At 35.4% G+C, this 14681-nt stretch carries 13 protein-coding genes; 2 read left to right on the top strand and 11 right to left on the bottom strand.

What is annotated here, in order from left to right; translation table 11 throughout:
• Positions 1-214: 214 nt before the first annotated feature.
• From PF028_RS07730 to PF028_RS07720, 3 genes are read right to left on the bottom strand one after another with little or no spacing between them, the layout of a single operon-like run.
• Complete coding sequence (locus PF028_RS07730) at positions 215-1399, bottom strand: PDDEXK-like family protein (protein ID WP_270860622.1); 1185 nt, start codon at positions 1397-1399, stop codon at positions 215-217.
• Between the two features lie 19 nt (positions 1400-1418).
• Positions 1419-2258 (bottom strand): polyphenol oxidase family protein, encoded by an 840-nt coding sequence (locus PF028_RS07725; protein WP_270860621.1) that lies wholly within the window; start codon positions 2256-2258, stop codon positions 1419-1421.
• A complete protein-coding gene (locus tag PF028_RS07720; RefSeq protein WP_270860620.1) occupies positions 2222-2845 on the bottom strand; it encodes a riboflavin synthase in 624 nt (207 codons plus the stop codon). The genes PF028_RS07725 and PF028_RS07720 overlap by 37 nt, the downstream gene beginning before the upstream one ends.
• A 294-nt stretch (positions 2846-3139) precedes the next feature.
• Between PF028_RS07720 and mnmG the strand changes: the two genes are divergently transcribed.
• A complete protein-coding gene (gene mnmG, locus PF028_RS07715; protein ID WP_270860619.1) occupies positions 3140-5008 on the top strand; it encodes a tRNA uridine-5-carboxymethylaminomethyl(34) synthesis enzyme MnmG in 1869 nt (622 codons plus the stop codon).
• A gap of 278 nt (positions 5009-5286) precedes the next feature.
• Positions 5287-5805 (top strand): YcxB family protein, encoded by a 519-nt coding sequence (locus tag PF028_RS07710; RefSeq protein WP_270860618.1) that lies wholly within the window; start codon positions 5287-5289, stop codon positions 5803-5805.
• A gap of 91 nt (positions 5806-5896) precedes the next feature.
• On the opposite strand, the gene PF028_RS07705 is transcribed toward PF028_RS07710, so the two are convergent.
• From PF028_RS07705 to PF028_RS07670, 8 genes are all read right to left on the bottom strand, one after another.
• A complete protein-coding gene (locus PF028_RS07705; protein WP_270860617.1) occupies positions 5897-6388 on the bottom strand; it encodes a TlpA family protein disulfide reductase in 492 nt (163 codons plus the stop codon).
• A complete protein-coding gene (locus tag PF028_RS07700; protein WP_270860616.1) occupies positions 6385-7056 on the bottom strand; it encodes an ABC transporter ATP-binding protein in 672 nt (223 codons plus the stop codon). The genes PF028_RS07705 and PF028_RS07700 overlap by 4 nt, the downstream gene beginning before the upstream one ends.
• A 1-nt stretch (position 7057) precedes the next feature.
• On the bottom strand, positions 7058-8185 hold the full coding sequence (locus tag PF028_RS07695; protein ID WP_270860615.1) for an ABC transporter permease: 1128 nt from the start codon (positions 8183-8185) through the stop codon (positions 7058-7060).
• Positions 8172-9416, bottom strand: coding sequence for an ABC transporter permease (locus tag PF028_RS07690; RefSeq protein ID WP_270860614.1), 1245 nt, complete (start codon positions 9414-9416; stop codon positions 8172-8174). Before PF028_RS07690 ends, PF028_RS07695 begins: the two co-directional genes overlap by 14 nt.
• Positions 9416-10783: a Fe-S-containing protein gene (locus PF028_RS07685; protein WP_270860613.1), complete on the bottom strand. Its 1368-nt coding sequence runs from the start codon at positions 10781-10783 to the stop codon at positions 9416-9418. Before PF028_RS07685 ends, PF028_RS07690 begins: the two co-directional genes overlap by 1 nt.
• A 60-nt stretch (positions 10784-10843) precedes the next feature.
• Complete coding sequence (locus PF028_RS07680) at positions 10844-11365, bottom strand: iron transporter (RefSeq protein WP_270860612.1); 522 nt, start codon at positions 11363-11365, stop codon at positions 10844-10846.
• On the bottom strand, positions 11362-13311 hold the full coding sequence (locus tag PF028_RS07675) for an FTR1 family iron permease (RefSeq protein ID WP_270860611.1): 1950 nt from the start codon (positions 13309-13311) through the stop codon (positions 11362-11364). The genes PF028_RS07680 and PF028_RS07675 overlap by 4 nt, the downstream gene beginning before the upstream one ends.
• A gap of 339 nt (positions 13312-13650) precedes the next feature.
• Positions 13651-14679 carry a c-type cytochrome gene (locus PF028_RS07670; RefSeq protein WP_270860610.1) on the bottom strand — a complete coding sequence of 343 codons (1029 nt, stop codon included), beginning with the start codon at positions 14677-14679 and terminating at the stop codon, positions 13651-13653.
• Positions 14680-14681: the final 2 nt, after the last annotated feature.

Raw genomic sequence — 14681 nt, 5'->3', positions numbered from 1 at the left:
GGGTTGTTAAGGGGGAAAGGGGCGCTTCGCAAGTCAGCCCCTTTCCCCCTTAAAAAAGCAACTTGCAAAATAATTAAATTTACAAGAATAATTTCGATACCAAATTTGATTGAATTTTTAAATTTGTAAATTCATATTGTGGTGGGCAAGGATGCCCACCCTACGATACTTAAAGTTGATTTACACAGATTAGATTGACAAATTTGAATAATCGTTAATTACTATTCAATTCATCAAGTAAATTTTTATATGTATCAAATTCATCTTTTATGTATTTTGTAAATTCTTGTATTGCTTCATTTTTAGTAAAAAAATAATCAACTAAATCGTTATTATTCTGATTGAATTTACTAGTATCCTTATTGGCAAATCTATCTTTATAAATAACAAATCCCTTTAATTTTAATTGCTCTTTTTCATTTTCATCAATATTTCTGTTTTTTGAGTAAATACCAAAATAAGGTTTTTTGCAACCAAAATACCAAGCAAATCTAAAAACAAAATTATCTTTTTCATTTATTATTATGTTAAAACCGTTGTCATTACCAAATTGTTCGTATTCAATTCGAGAATTTTTATAGATATTAGATGCCTGAATTTTATTTATAAAATTTTCAAAAACTTTTTCCCTATCCTTGTCTGAATTTTCAGTAATCGCCTTTAAAACTTCATAATTTTCCTTGTTCCAAAGCTCTTTTGTTTCCATAACTAACTCCTTATAATTTCCGCAAATTTTATCAATAATTTTAGAATAATCCCGAATATAAAGGCTTAAATTCGTAATATTTCCAACTTCGTTCAAACACATTTCAAGCCAAGTTTTTATTTCTGTACCATAGTGGATACTTTTAAATTTGGCTATAAAAATTCCATTTTCATCTAGAATTTGATTTTTTTCATCGTTTAATCTATACTCTCCCAAGCTATATTTGCTTGGATTTTCCCTATCAAGTGATAGATATAAAACAAATAATTTATTTTCTGGTTTATTTTCTGGTTTTGCTTTAATTTCATCGATATATCTTTGGATTTGTTTTTCTTGGTCTGCTGCATAAATTTTATTTTCTAAAATTATATGATTTTCTCCATCTGTCATGTAAATATCAATATTTTTATATTCCATATAAACTTTTGCATTGCGTAAATTTATAAAATTTTTTAATTCAATGGTTTTTAAAAACAATTTTAAAAACAAATCCTTTTGATAATGTTTTTCCAACGGATTTAAAAGCGAATAAATAAATTTAGAATGTAATCCAACTTCGTCATTTTCTTTTCGCAAAACAGAAAAAATATTAAATTCGTTTATTCCACGCAGTTTTCTAGTTTCAAATTCATTTTTTAAAATTTTTGCTTGTTCTTTTATTTTTTTAAATTTTTCTGAAAGCTCATCTGCCATAAAATATCCTTTCTAAAATTTAATCATTTTTCACCACAAACCCGCAAAAACGCCCTGTTTGCTTCTCTCGGCGATATGAGTAAAGCGAATTTTCGCAATGAGTGCAAAATTTGCTAAATTTGAATTTCTTTATGCCAAGTTCGCTAAATTCAGACTTTAAAGCCAAATTCATATCAAATTTATCGCCACGCTTAAAGGCGTTAAATTCGCCAAGGTCCAAATCGCTTACTTCGTAGCAACTGCCCCTTATATTTGCCCCCACAATCACGCTTAAATCGCAAATTTTCGTGCCGTAAATTTCACTCATTTTCAAAGCTGTTTTGGTTACGATTTTTTGCGTAACCCCAGCCCTACCGGCATGAGCCACGCCCACTGCGCCGCTTTTTTCATCGAGCAACAAAACAGGCGAACAATCCGCCACCATGACACACAGCCCCACACCTTTTAAATTCGTTATCATTGCGTCGCACTCAGGGAAAATTTTCACAAATTCGCTTTGCAAATTTTCACTTTTAAATTCGCCAAATTCAAAGAATTTATCAAATTTCGCCCCAAATTCAGCCATAAATTTTTCATCTACAACGCAAATTTTATCGCTATGAATTTGGTTCATAAAGATTAAATTTTGCAACTCTAAACCCAGCAAATTTGCCATTTTCAGGCGATTTTGCAAAACGCTTTTAAAATCATCGCCAACATGAAAAGCAAGGTTAAATTTGCCAAATTTACCCAAATTTTCGCCGTTCAAATTTTTCGGCGCAGTATCCTTAAAAATTGCGTCAGCTAAACCAAATTTATCGGTAAAGCCGAATTTAAAGGCATTTAGTAAAGGCTTGAAATCAAATTCACCTGATCCCACGACAAACTCTCTTTTTTCTCGCCCACAAAGCCCAAAATTCGCGCTGCGTATCTTGCGAGCAGATCGGTTTCGACATTTACTTTTCGCCCTGCTTGAAACTCGCCAAATAGCGTATCTTTCATAGTTTGCGGGATTATTGTTAGGCGAATTGCGTTAGGCAAGACTTCGTTTATGGTAAGGCTAACGCCGTCAATCGCCACGGAGCCTTTGTTTGCGACAAACGGCATTAAATTTTTTGGCAAATTTATAAAAAAATCATATCCGCTTTTTAGCTTTGTGATTTTTGTGATTTCGCCCACGCCGTCGACGTGTCCTTGCACCAAATGCCCGTCAATGCGCTCTCCCAAACGCATAGCAGGTTCGATATGCACTCTGTCTCTGAAATTTTGCGTGGCTATCAGCCCTGCCGTTTCGCTCGAAATCTCCACGACAAAGCCGTCAGCTAAAATTTGCGTTACGCTAAGACACGCGCCGTTTATAGCGATACTATCGCCGATATGCTCAGGCTTAAATTTTGCCCGAATTCGAAGCGAATTCCCGCTAAAACTAACGACTTCGGCGATTTCCCTAATTAGTCCGTTAAACATAAACTTCCTTTTAATTTTTTGCTGAATTTTATATAAAATTTGCTAAAAATTCCCCATATTTTACGAATTAAAGTGCAAATTTTCGAATTAATTAAATTTTTTAATGCTTTTTTAAGTGGGAAGGGGGCTGACTTTCGAAGCGCCCCCTTCCCACTTAACAACCCCCAACCCCTGCACGCACAAAGTGGCAAATTTAAAAAACTTTCGTTTTTTAAATTTGCGAATTTTTCGATTTATATTTTTAAAATTTAATTTTTGCTAAAATCTCTTTTCAAAAATTTAAGGGAAAATCTAATGAACTATGATATTATCGTTATCGGTGGCGGACACGCAGGGATCGAAGCTAGTCTTGCTGCTGCAAAAATGGGAGCAAAAACACTTTTAATCACGATTTTGGCTGAGCAAATCGGCGCAGCAAGTTGCAACCCTGCAATCGGCGGTCTTGCCAAAGGGCATTTGGTAAAAGAACTCGACGCCTTAGGCGGTCAAATGGGTCGCACCACAGATGAGTGCGGCATTCAGTTTCGCATACTAAATGAGAGCAAAGGTCCTGCCGTGCGTGGTAGCAGAGCTCAAATCGATATGGATAAATACCGCATTTATATGCGAAATTTGCTTTTAAATACGCCAAATTTAGACATCACACAAGAAATCGCAACCGAAATTTTAAGCGAATTTAAGGGCGACAAACCCCAAGTTACAGGCGTTAAAACGCACCTTGATAATATTTACAGCGCAAAAAAAGTCATCATCACAACAGGCACTTTTTTAAATGGCATCATCCACACAGGCACGGCTCAGCTAAATGCGGGCAGGGTCGGCGAACTAAGTAGCACCGAACTTAGCAAATCATTAGCGAATTTTGGGCTAAATTTAGGTAGGCTAAAAACGGGAACTTGCCCAAGAATCGATGCAAAAAGCATTGATTTTAGCGTCCTTGAAGCACAAGGCGGGGACGAAATGCCTAAGCCATTTAGCTTTCGCACGAAAGATTTTGCCCCAAATCAGCTTCCTTGCTATATCGGCTACACAAACGAGCAAACGCACGAGATTATTCGCTCAGATTTTCATCGCGCACCGCTTTTTACGGGGCAGATTAGGAGCACGGGTCCAAGATACTGCCCTAGTATCGAAACCAAAATTTACGAATTTCCTGAGAGAGAACGCCACCACATTTTTATCGAGCCACAAACGGACGCAGCTAGTGAATACTATCTAAACGGGCTTTCTACGAGTTTGCCGTATGATACGCAGGTTAAAATGATTCGCTCCATAAAAGGCTTAGAAAATGCTAAAATCGTTCGTCCCGGATACGCTGTGGAGTATGATTTTGTCGATCCAACAGAGCTTAAACACGATTTGCAGACAAAAAAGGTCGCAGGTCTGTATCTAGCAGGGCAAATCAACGGCACCACAGGCTACGAAGAAGCCGCCGCACAAGGGCTAATGGCTGGGATAAATGCTGCGCTAAATTTGCAAGGCAAAGAGCCTTTGATTTTACGCAGAGACGAAGCATATATCGGCGTTTTGATAGATGATCTTGTTACAAAAGGGACAAAAGAGCCATATCGTGTTTTTACAAGTAGGGCCGAGTTTAGACTACTTTTGCGTGAAGATAACTCCGTTTTAAGGCTTGGCGAATACGGGCGAAATGTGGGGCTGCTTGACGAAGCGACCTATGAGCGAATTTGCAAATTTAAAAACTACATACAAAAAGGTATGGATTTTCTTTTAGAAACGACGGTAACGCCGTGCAAAGAGACTTTACAAATGCTATCAAATTTGGGCGAAGAGCCGATTTCGCAAAATTCAACGCTTCAAAAAATCGTAGCACGAAAAAGCTTTACGAAAGAGAAGCTAAAAGCCTTAAATCCGATGTTTGGCGAATTTTCAGACGGCGTTTTAGAAGAGATTTCAACGCAGTGCAAGTATTATTTTTATATCCAAATGCAAAAGGCAGAAGTGGAAAAAATGAAAGGTATGCTAGGCGTGAAAATCCCTGCTGAGCTTGATTTTAGCAAGATTTCTGGACTTAGCAATGAAGTGGTTGAAAAGCTTAAAAAATTTGCTCCTCCGACGCTGTTTGCGGCGAGTGAAATCAGTGGCATAACACCTGCGGCGATTGATATTTTGCATATTTACATTAAACAAAAGTATAGTTAAATTTCAAATTAAATGAGCCTAGCTTTTGCGTGATTCGTCGCGTTCGCTTCCTTGCAACGCACAGCAAGTGCGTTTCAGTCGCTCACACTCGAAAACGCACGAAATCGTCGGCATTTGGTTACCAAATTTAAGTTGAAACAAGCCTTTAATTCCCCGAACTTGAACGAATTAAAGCCCAAATTTGCAAATTCAAAAAATTTGGCAAAATTAAAATTTACAAATTTAAGCCAAAATTTCTTATAATCAAATTTGCAAATTTACAAATCAAGGGACACAAAATGCCTTATAAAACCGATACGATTTTTACTTTTGATGAATACAAAAAATTTAATAACTCCATTAAAGGCAAATGGCTAACTAGAATAATTTTTATAATATTCGGAATTTGGATTTTATATTCGCTATTTTGGGATTTTTACTGGATTTTCGAAGACGGCTTTATAAGCAACACGCTTTTTATAAATTTAGGAGCTTTGATTTGGCTTGGCGGACTTTATTATTACGCCAATGTTTATTTTGTCAAAAAGACATTTTATTCAAATAAACTCTCGGCAAATCAGCACTCATTTTTTGAATTTTTTGAAGATTATTTTACCCAAAAGACAAACGATTTTAACCAAAATGTAAGCGCCGATTTCTCCCAGATAAAATACGAAGATTTATATAAAATTGTAGAAACAAAGACAAATTTTTATCTATTTGTCGGAAATATTTTAGCCTTTACTATTATAAAACAAAACTGCTCTGCCGAGCTGATAGAATTTTTACGAAAAATCAAAATAGAATTTAAAAAATAGTCTGAATTTGTGAATTTTAGGCTACGAGCCAAAATTCTTAATGAGATTCTTCGCCTTGCTCTGCAAGGCTCAGAATGACGAAAAATTAAATTTACAACAATAACTTTAACTCATTTTCAAATGCAGATTTCGGATAAAGCCCAAGCAGCTGCTTTACGATTTTTCCATTTTTATCAAATATCACGCTCATAGGCGTTCCCATTACGCCACCGACCATATTTGCTAGATACATTGCAGATTTTTTGCTTGTGGCTGTCGGAAATGAAATATTTTTTTCTTTTAGCGTTTTTATATCTTTATCCAGCCCATGCGAATCGCCCAAAACGCCGATAATTCGCACATTTTCACCAAATTCTTTTGCTAAATTTTCTAAAATCGGCGCTTGCTCGGCACACGCACCACAATCGCTAGAAAAAAAGTATAAAACAAAAGGCTTATCATGCCCTATGATTTTTAACTCTTTTTTTGAGCTATCAAATGTCGTTTTAAAGCCATCTTCGTCATTTAGCGTCATGTGGTGGCGTTCGTTTCCCCCGCAACCTAGCACAAAAAATGCAACCAAAATCAAAATAAATTTTTTCATATTTTTCCTTTTTTAATTTCTATTTTATCTAATTTTCCGTGTTTCAAACGCACGATTTTATCGGCATTTAAGCCAAGCTTTTCGTTGTGCGTTACTAAAAGTAGCGTTTTGCCTTCGCTTCTTAACTCATTAAATAAATTTAGCACAATCTCTTCGTTTGCTTCGTCTAAATTTCCTGTTGGTTCGTCGGCGATGATGATTTCAGGCTCGTTTATCAAAGCCCTTGCTATGCAAACTCTTTGCTGTTCGCCACCACTTAGTTCGCTTGGTCTGTGAGAAATTCTATGGGCCAAACCCACTTTTTCTAAGGCTTTTTTGGCACTTTGCAAATCCACACAAGAGTGGTAATATTGATTTAACATTACATTTTCAACGGCATTTAGATACGGCACAAGGTGAAATTGCTGGAAAACTAGCCCTATTTTTTTACGGCGAAACTCTAAAATTTGCTCTTCGTTTAGATGACTTGCGTCGCTTCCGCCTAAAAAATATGAGCCATTTGTGAGAGTATCCATAAGGCTTAAAATATTTACCAAAGTGCTTTTTCCGCTTCCGCTTGGTCCCATTATGCTGACCCACTCGCCCTTATTTACGCTAAAAGAAATATCATCAAGTGCTTTTACTTCGCCAAAATATTTACACACGCTATCAAGTTTTAAAATTTCCATATTATTCCTTTAATAAATTTGCTAAATTTGGATTTAAAGCCCGTTTTATCGGATAATAACTAGCACCAAACGCAAAAATAAGGCTTAAAATCACAGCGCTAAGTAGTCCTACAAACCTAAAATCAACTCCGCTTGAAAAAATCAAAAAGCCTAGCAAATTTGCTAAAAAATATCCAAGCAACGCCCCCAAAACTGAGCCTATCACGCAAATCGTTAAAATTTCAGCCAAAATCATTTTTAATAAATTATCCCTACTTGCTCCAATCGCTCGAAGCAATGCAAATTCTTTAATCCTAGCAAATAAAATCGCGCTAAGGCTCGTATTTATACAAATGGAAGTTATAAATAAAATCACTAGACCGATTAAAAGCATTAAAAGTTTGATTTTATCCAAAATCACCCCTTGTGCTTTTGAAATTTTGCTAATCGGCTCAAAAACGGCGTTTTCATCGCTTAAATTTTGCGAAATTTGCTTGATTTCATCGTAATTTCCAGCAACAATGGCTTGGGCGTAATTTAGCGAATTTGGCATATCAAAAATACGCTGAGCTAATTCAAGCGAGATGATTAAAAGTCCGTCTTCCTTGCCGCCGTCATAAACTATGCCTTTGATTTTCACTTTTGTAGGCATTTTTCCTTTTGGCGTGATTTCGATACTCTCGCCAACTTTTACGCCTAAAAGTTTAGCCAAATCCTGCCCGATTAAAGCATTTTTATCGTCAAAATCGATATTTATAAATTCGCCCGATTTTAAATCCAAAAACGGCATAACTAACCTTAAATTTGAAAAATTTACTCCCATTACGACGCCGCTACTAACGCCTAAATTCGCACTTGCAAAAAGATATTTGTTATATGCTTTTAAATTTGGTATTTTTTCAAATTTGGTATCCAAAATTTGCTCATTTATATGCGAATTTTCAAAATCTTTTGGGCTTATAATCAAATTTGCTCCATAAGAGTTTAGTTCGCTACCGACTTTTTTTTCAATATCGGCATAGATATTTACAAATGCCGCTGTTACGGCACTTCCAAGCATAATGGCTAGAAAAATAACAAATCCCCTTAAACCACTTCCTAAAATGCTTTTAAATATTAGATTTTTAAAAAATGCGCTATTTCCTACCATATAGCACCTCAGCAGGAAGTAATTTTATAACGCTTTTTAGCGGCAAAATCGAACCAAAAATGCAAATTAGTAGCCCAAAAATCACGCTCAAAGGCAAAACCATAAAACTAATGCCAATTGGTGAGCCAAAAATTTGATAACCGATAATAAAGCTTAAAATATAGCCCAAAATCGCCCCGCAAATCGAAGCTATCACACATACGATGAAAGTTTCAGTCGCAAACTGCGTATAAATCATAAAATTTCCAGCCCCCAAAGCTTTTAAAAGCCCAATCTCTTTTTTTCGCCTGTGAATTTCGCTAGTTAGCAAACTCGTAATACAAATCGCAGAGATAAAAAGCGATAAAATGCTAACGACTGCCATTAAATTTTGGATTTTTTTAGTTATTCCGCTTTGAGTTTCGCTTACACTTAAAAGTGCCTTTGCCGTGGCGTTTGGAAAATCTTCGGTTATTTGATACGCAATCGAACTAACATAAGCCGAACAATACCATTTATCATACGCCACCGCATCTAAGCTCTCAAAATCTCGCCTTGCTTTTACGGATAAATCATCTTCTGGGATCGTCATTGCGCTGACTTCTGCTTTGGCGATGAGACCTGCTTTATCTGTGATTTTTTGCACCAAATTTAGGCTCGTTATGATTTTATCCGACATTTCATCGCCGTTTTTTAAAATTCCTACGACTTTTACTTCAAATTCGCCCAAATTTAGCTTTTCGTCAAGCTTTAAATTTAGCCTTTCGCCGACTAAAACTTCATCTAAACTATCATCTTTTGGAAATCTACCATCAACGACCCAAAACGGATAAAGCGTAGCAACTCCGCTTTTAAAATCGCTCTCGCCTTCGATAGGAATAACCTTATCAAAATAAGTTCCAACAATCTCAAATTCATTAAATTTAGTAGATAAAAACGGCGCAAAAGCGACAATGTTATTTCGCCAAAAAATTTCTTTTATCTTATGCAAATCTTTTTCATTTAAATAATCTTCATTTTTAAGCGGCGAATACTCTTTCCCGGCTATTTCGATACTTAAATTTTGCGAACTAGGCAAAACCACGATATTTGAGCCGTAGCTTCGAAGCTCTTTTGCGACTTCATCGCCGATTTTAAGCGTGATATTTAGCATACAAGCGATCAAACTCACACTTAGCAAAATGGTTAGAAAAGCTAAAATTTTATTATCTTTTGAATTTAAAATCGAAGCTTTTATTATGCGAAAAAACATTATTTTAGCTCCTTTAAAACGCCGTTTGTATCAACAAATTTTTCAGGGTTTGCTTCAAATTCGGCTTGGTTTTTTGCGTCTTCAAAAAAATAAGTTCGCCCGTAATATAAATATCTAAATTTAGAGTTATTTTTGATTTTTTCTCTACTTACGGGATCGGTTACTATTTTTTCGACCACTTCGCTAAAAAAACTAGCTCCATTTTCAATCTCTTTAAGCGAGATTATTATCTCTTTTCCGTCAAATTTATATTCGAGCGGAATAGGATTGCAGCCTCCTGCTTTGCCGACACTTGGCAAGAAAATTCGCACATTACAACTAATGCAGATTAACTCATCACCTTTTTTTACATAGCCCATATCGCCACAAATGCTACAAGCATCAAAAACGGCAACGGGAGCGAGTTTATCTTTAAATTTATTGATTAAGAAAAATCGCACTTTATGCCCGTCATCTGTGATATAGGCGTAGCGATGAAGTTTGTTATCTTTTAAAATTTCGGCGTTAAATTTAAATTCATTATTTATAGGTTCGATTATGGTTGGATTATCTATTTTAGGTGGTTTTGAAGCAACTAAAATATAAAAAAGCGAGATAAAAATGATAACCCCACCACAAAGCAAAGCATAAAAAAATTCGCTAAATGCTTTAAATTTGCCGGCTTTAAATTCTCTAAATTCGATAATATTTTCTTTATTTTTGCATTTTTCAAATTTAAGCCCAAATGCCCCTAAAATAATCAAAATCAAAGAAAAAATAATCGGTAAAAAGCTATTAAAATATATAATTTTTGCAATCACAGAAAGCAGTTTTGGTGTCGTTTTAATAATACCTTCTTGCATAAGCGAAAGTCCAAAAAAGCCTAATCTATCGATAATCAACAGAAAAAGAATTAAAACAAAAAAGCAAATTTTGACTTTTTTATTTACCCTTTTTAAAAGCGAATTTAAAAGAAAAAATATGCAAATGAAAATCAAAAATGCAAAACTAGCCATAAATAAATTTGATAAACTTAGGCTATCTAAAAGCGAACTAGTAAAAATTTTAAAATTTGCACTTATAAATTTATAGTCATAACCATAAGTCATAGCAAGTAAAAAGACTATCACAGCAGTCAGATAAACGCTTTTAAATTTAAATAAAATCGGAAAAATTATCAACAATAAAATGCAAATTATGTCAAAAAATATTTTTGCCGTGTCGTTATTTGCCGAAACAGCAAATGCGCTAAAACAGGCAAAACCAAAGATCACGCCACAAACAATAGGGATAAATAGCTCTTTGATATAATTTGTTCTTTGCAAAAAAGACGATATTAAAACTAACGGAAATATCGCAAGTGCAACTTGATAAAAAAATATACTCATTTATAGCCTTGTAAATTTGATTAAATTCCGCCAAGCACGGAGCTTGACGGAAATTTTGGATTACTCTTTTGGAGTTCCTGTGTATTGGAATTTATAATTTACATCAAATGCATCCCACCATTTACCAACGCCGGTTGCCTCATCGGCATGTCGTCCGAAACCTTGAACGCTAGGATTTTCGATATGAAAAGTTAGCTCATAGTTACCAACTCCGCCGTCCATTTTGATATTTGCGCCGTAGTGCGGTCCGTCGCTTGCTACCATAGGCATAAATGTGCCCTCTTTTACTTTGCCGTTATCTGTGTTTTTTAGTATGTAAGAAACTTTTAAATACGGAATCCACTCGCCTTCGCCAAAGCCGTTTTTGTTGCCTTCTATCGCGTGAATATCGGCTTCTAGGTGAATATCTGCTAGGCTTGGGGCTAGATCAATGCCTTTTGGTTCCATGTCGATTGGTTGCAAATAAACAGCAGCTATTTCCATGCCGTTGATTTCAACAGGTTCGCCGATAGGTTGTTCTCCTGCGAACGCAATACTTGAAGCAAGGCTTAATGCCAACACTGATGAAAATAATTTTTTCATTTTATTTCTCCTTTGATAAGATTTTTCTTTCTCATTATAAAAATTCCGATAATTAGTGCCGAAATTAAGAGAATTTGTGGAATTAAACTCTCTAAATATGGATAAATTCCAAGCCATGAAATGGTTGGGAAATTTTCTATAATATGTGGCACAAAAAGTTTGCCTTCAACTAGCTCCATAACGCCTTTTCCGACAAAAACAATCGACATATAAAAAATGATTGCCGAAGTGATAAGGAAAAACGGCTTAATTGCGATTTTAAGCGAGAAAAATTTAACCACAAAATAAACCGCAGCAAGTGCCACAAGCCCGACTGCAAAGCCAAGAGCTACCATACTTAACGCTGAGCTTGATTTGGCATCAAAAATTAACGCCATGTAAAATAACACGGTCTCAGCCCCTTCTCTATAAACAGCTAAAAACACAGTCCACCAAAGCGTTTTGCTATCCCCGCTACTTAGACTTTGGCTAACTTGCCCTTGTATGTAGCTTGACCATTTTTTTGCTCCTGCGTTTGAAAGTAGCCAAAAACCGACATAAAATAGCAAGAAAACGGCGATTAGCATAACAACGCCTTCTAAAATCTCCCTGCTTTGGGCTGCCATTTGTGAGCCAAAGATTAAATTTACGGCATAAGCTGTAACTAGACTTAAAATAACGGCAACCGCTAACGAGCTATAAACTATGCCTAAATGCTTTGAATTTCCTGTTTTGATAAGATAAGCGATGACTGCCGTAACGATAATCAAAGCCTCAAAACCCTCGCGTAAAATAATGATAAAAGCATAAAGAAACAAATCCCAGTTGCTTGATTTTTTGGTTAAATCAAGGCTTTGTTCTAACTGCTCAAAAAGCCTATTCGCAACCGCGATGATTTCGCTTTTATCTGCTTTGTTTTGCATTAGGGCAACGATTTTGCTAAAACTAGCTTCCGTATCTACTTTTAATTGCGAATTTTTAGCACCAACAAGAGCTTCCATACCGCTTGCTTCGTATTCGTCAAAATAAATATCTCCCGCATCGCTAACGGCTGAGTTTATATCGCCATTTTCATAGAGCTTCAAAGCTTCTGCCATTTTTTTACGAATATTTTCAACAACAACGCTAAAATCTGCTTGATCTGCAATTTCTTCTTCTTGCATTTCCTGCATTATGGCTTTTGGCGCAAGAGCGTAAGATTCACTAGGCAATTTTGCGATACTTGTGTTAAGCAAATCATCAATATCTTTTAAAGCTTGAACCACTTGTGTTTGGCTCATTTGCGTGTTTTTGCTAATAACAGCACCCATAACCTGCTGAATCATTTGATCCATTTTAGCCGAATCATATCGTCTAACGGCGATTTCAAGCTGTTTATTGCGATAAAGATCAAATTTAGCCCTGTTTAACGCTTCCTTCATAGCTTCGCCGTCGTTTTTTTCGTAAGCTTCTTTTGCGTTTTTAAGCTCATTTGAAATTTGATTATAAATATTTACCCACGGATTTGCGTTTTGCGTTAAATTTGTCTGGTTTAAATTTTCATTTTTAGGTTCGATTTTAGCAGCACTAATACCGCCGTCATCGCTTCGCTCAGCAACTAGTTTATGTCCGCTTTCAATCACAGGTAAAATTTCGATGATTTCGGCATTTAGTTTATCTATCATAGCTTGAATTTCATCGATCGGTTTTTCATTTTTTATCGCTTTGCGAATATCGCCAAACTGCTTTTCCATAGCGTAGGATTTTTTTTGACCTAAATTTATACGAATTCCGGCTTCCAAATTTTCAAAATGCCCAAAATATGCTTGTTGCGTAAGTTGCCTTGCTTCTGCGTTTTTTCCGTCTTTATAAAGCGTGATTACTTCTTTAAATTTATTTTCTATCTCTTTTGCTTCATTGGCATAATCAGCACCAAATAAAATCGTAAAAGATAAAATAAAATAAATGCTAAATTTTATAAATTTCATAAATCGCCTTTTAAATTTATGTTATGAAAATTATTTTCATATAATGAGCGTAATTTTATAGTTAAATTTCTTAAAAAGCTATAAAAATTTTTATATTATCAATTTGATTAAAAAACGATATTTAGAGATTTTAAATAAAAATTTTAATTTTTTATTTAAGTATATTTATGATAATCTTATTTAAAATTATCAATTAAAAATGATTTTGAATTTAATAAAATTCAAAAAGAAAATATAATGATAAATGATAAAGCTTATAAATTTAGTAAAACGGGGCAAAGTTATGAATTTTATGAGATAAAAATTCGGTAGCTAAATTTAGCTACCGAATTTAAAATTTTAGTGAAGTTTTTCCCAAACTTTCTTTTTCCAAAGTCCTGCAAATACAGCTAAAATCGCAAAATAGATCATAATCCAAATGGTTGTTTTCTCTCTTTCGCTTTTTTTGCTATCGCCGACATTTTCTAAGTACGCAACGACTTGATCTTCTGCTTGTTGATTTAAACCAACGCGTGGCATAGAAGTTCCCGGTAATCTTTTTTGTGGATCGTTAATAAATTCATGCAGATAACTAGCTCTTTTTGATCTAATCATCATAGACAAATCAGGCGGTGTTGAGCCCATATATTTGCTAAGCGCGTCAATATTGCTAGTCATTGCTTTGTTGTCATATTTTACATCGTGGCAACGGCTACAAGCGTTATCAAATACCGCTGAGTTTTCCATCTCTTTTGGTGCGATTGATTTTAAATAGGCTACAATGTCGGCTAGTTCTTGGTTTATATCACCGCCAAGACCGAAAAATCCCGGCATAGGAAACGGAGTTTCATCGCCGAATTTATGACCCAATTTTAATGCCATAACAGGATCTTTGATGATAGCGGCTAAGAATTTTTCATCATATAAATAACCTGCTGTGCTTAAATCAGGCGGATTTACGCCATAAGCATCACTAGCTGTTTCGCCGTCCATAGGAGCAGGAAGTCCTGCTGCTTCTACGCCGTGACATGCCGTACAACCTGCATTTATAAATGTTTCAGCTCCCGTTGAAGCATCACCTTTACTAAAATCAATTTGATTTACTTCGTTCCAAAACAAAGTCGCTTTATCTTGATTTTCTTTTGCCAAATTTAAATCAGCTTCTGCCGCTGCGATAGCTTTTTCGTCATTGCGAGATTTTGCATTTTCAAGTGCGCTTTGAGCCATATCGATATTGTCTTTTGTAGATAAAGCGTCCCCTTGACTAAAATCATAATTCACAGGTGCAACATGCGGACTTAGTTTTGAGTGAGCATAAGGCTCGATAAACCAATATGTAACCAAAACACTTACGATAAGGATTAATAATACTTTTAGTTCTTTATTCATCT

This window comes from Campylobacter sp. CN_NE2, from assembly GCF_027797465.1.
Lineage (GTDB): Bacteria > Campylobacterota > Campylobacteria > Campylobacterales > Campylobacteraceae > Campylobacter_B.
Note: the sequence above shows the minus strand (reverse complement) of the source record. Positions and strands in the feature narration are given on the sequence as shown.

Coding starts and splice junctions, on each gene's coding strand:
- PF028_RS07680 (WP_270860612.1), bottom strand. CDS start 11,365: ATGAAAAAATTATTTTCATCAGTGTTGGCATTAAGCCTTGCTTCAAGT.
- PF028_RS07705 (WP_270860617.1), bottom strand. CDS start 6,388: ATGAAAAAATTTATTTTGATTTTGGTTGCATTTTTTGTGCTAGGTTGC.
- mnmG (WP_270860619.1), top strand. CDS start 3,140: ATGAACTATGATATTATCGTTATCGGTGGCGGACACGCAGGGATCGAA.
- PF028_RS07695 (WP_270860615.1), bottom strand. CDS start 8,185: ATGGTAGGAAATAGCGCATTTTTTAAAAATCTAATATTTAAAAGCATT.
- PF028_RS07730 (WP_270860622.1), bottom strand. CDS start 1,399: ATGGCAGATGAGCTTTCAGAAAAATTTAAAAAAATAAAAGAACAAGCA.
- PF028_RS07675 (WP_270860611.1), bottom strand. CDS start 13,311: ATGAAATTTATAAAATTTAGCATTTATTTTATTTTATCTTTTACGATT.
- PF028_RS07690 (WP_270860614.1), bottom strand. CDS start 9,416: ATGTTTTTTCGCATAATAAAAGCTTCGATTTTAAATTCAAAAGATAAT.
- PF028_RS07685 (WP_270860613.1), bottom strand. CDS start 10,783: ATGAGTATATTTTTTTATCAAGTTGCACTTGCGATATTTCCGTTAGTT.
- PF028_RS07720 (WP_270860620.1), bottom strand. CDS start 2,845: ATGTTTAACGGACTAATTAGGGAAATCGCCGAAGTCGTTAGTTTTAGC.
- PF028_RS07700 (WP_270860616.1), bottom strand. CDS start 7,056: ATGGAAATTTTAAAACTTGATAGCGTGTGTAAATATTTTGGCGAAGTA.
- PF028_RS07710 (WP_270860618.1), top strand. CDS start 5,287: ATGCCTTATAAAACCGATACGATTTTTACTTTTGATGAATACAAAAAA.
- PF028_RS07670 (WP_270860610.1), bottom strand. CDS start 14,679: ATGAATAAAGAACTAAAAGTATTATTAATCCTTATCGTAAGTGTTTTG.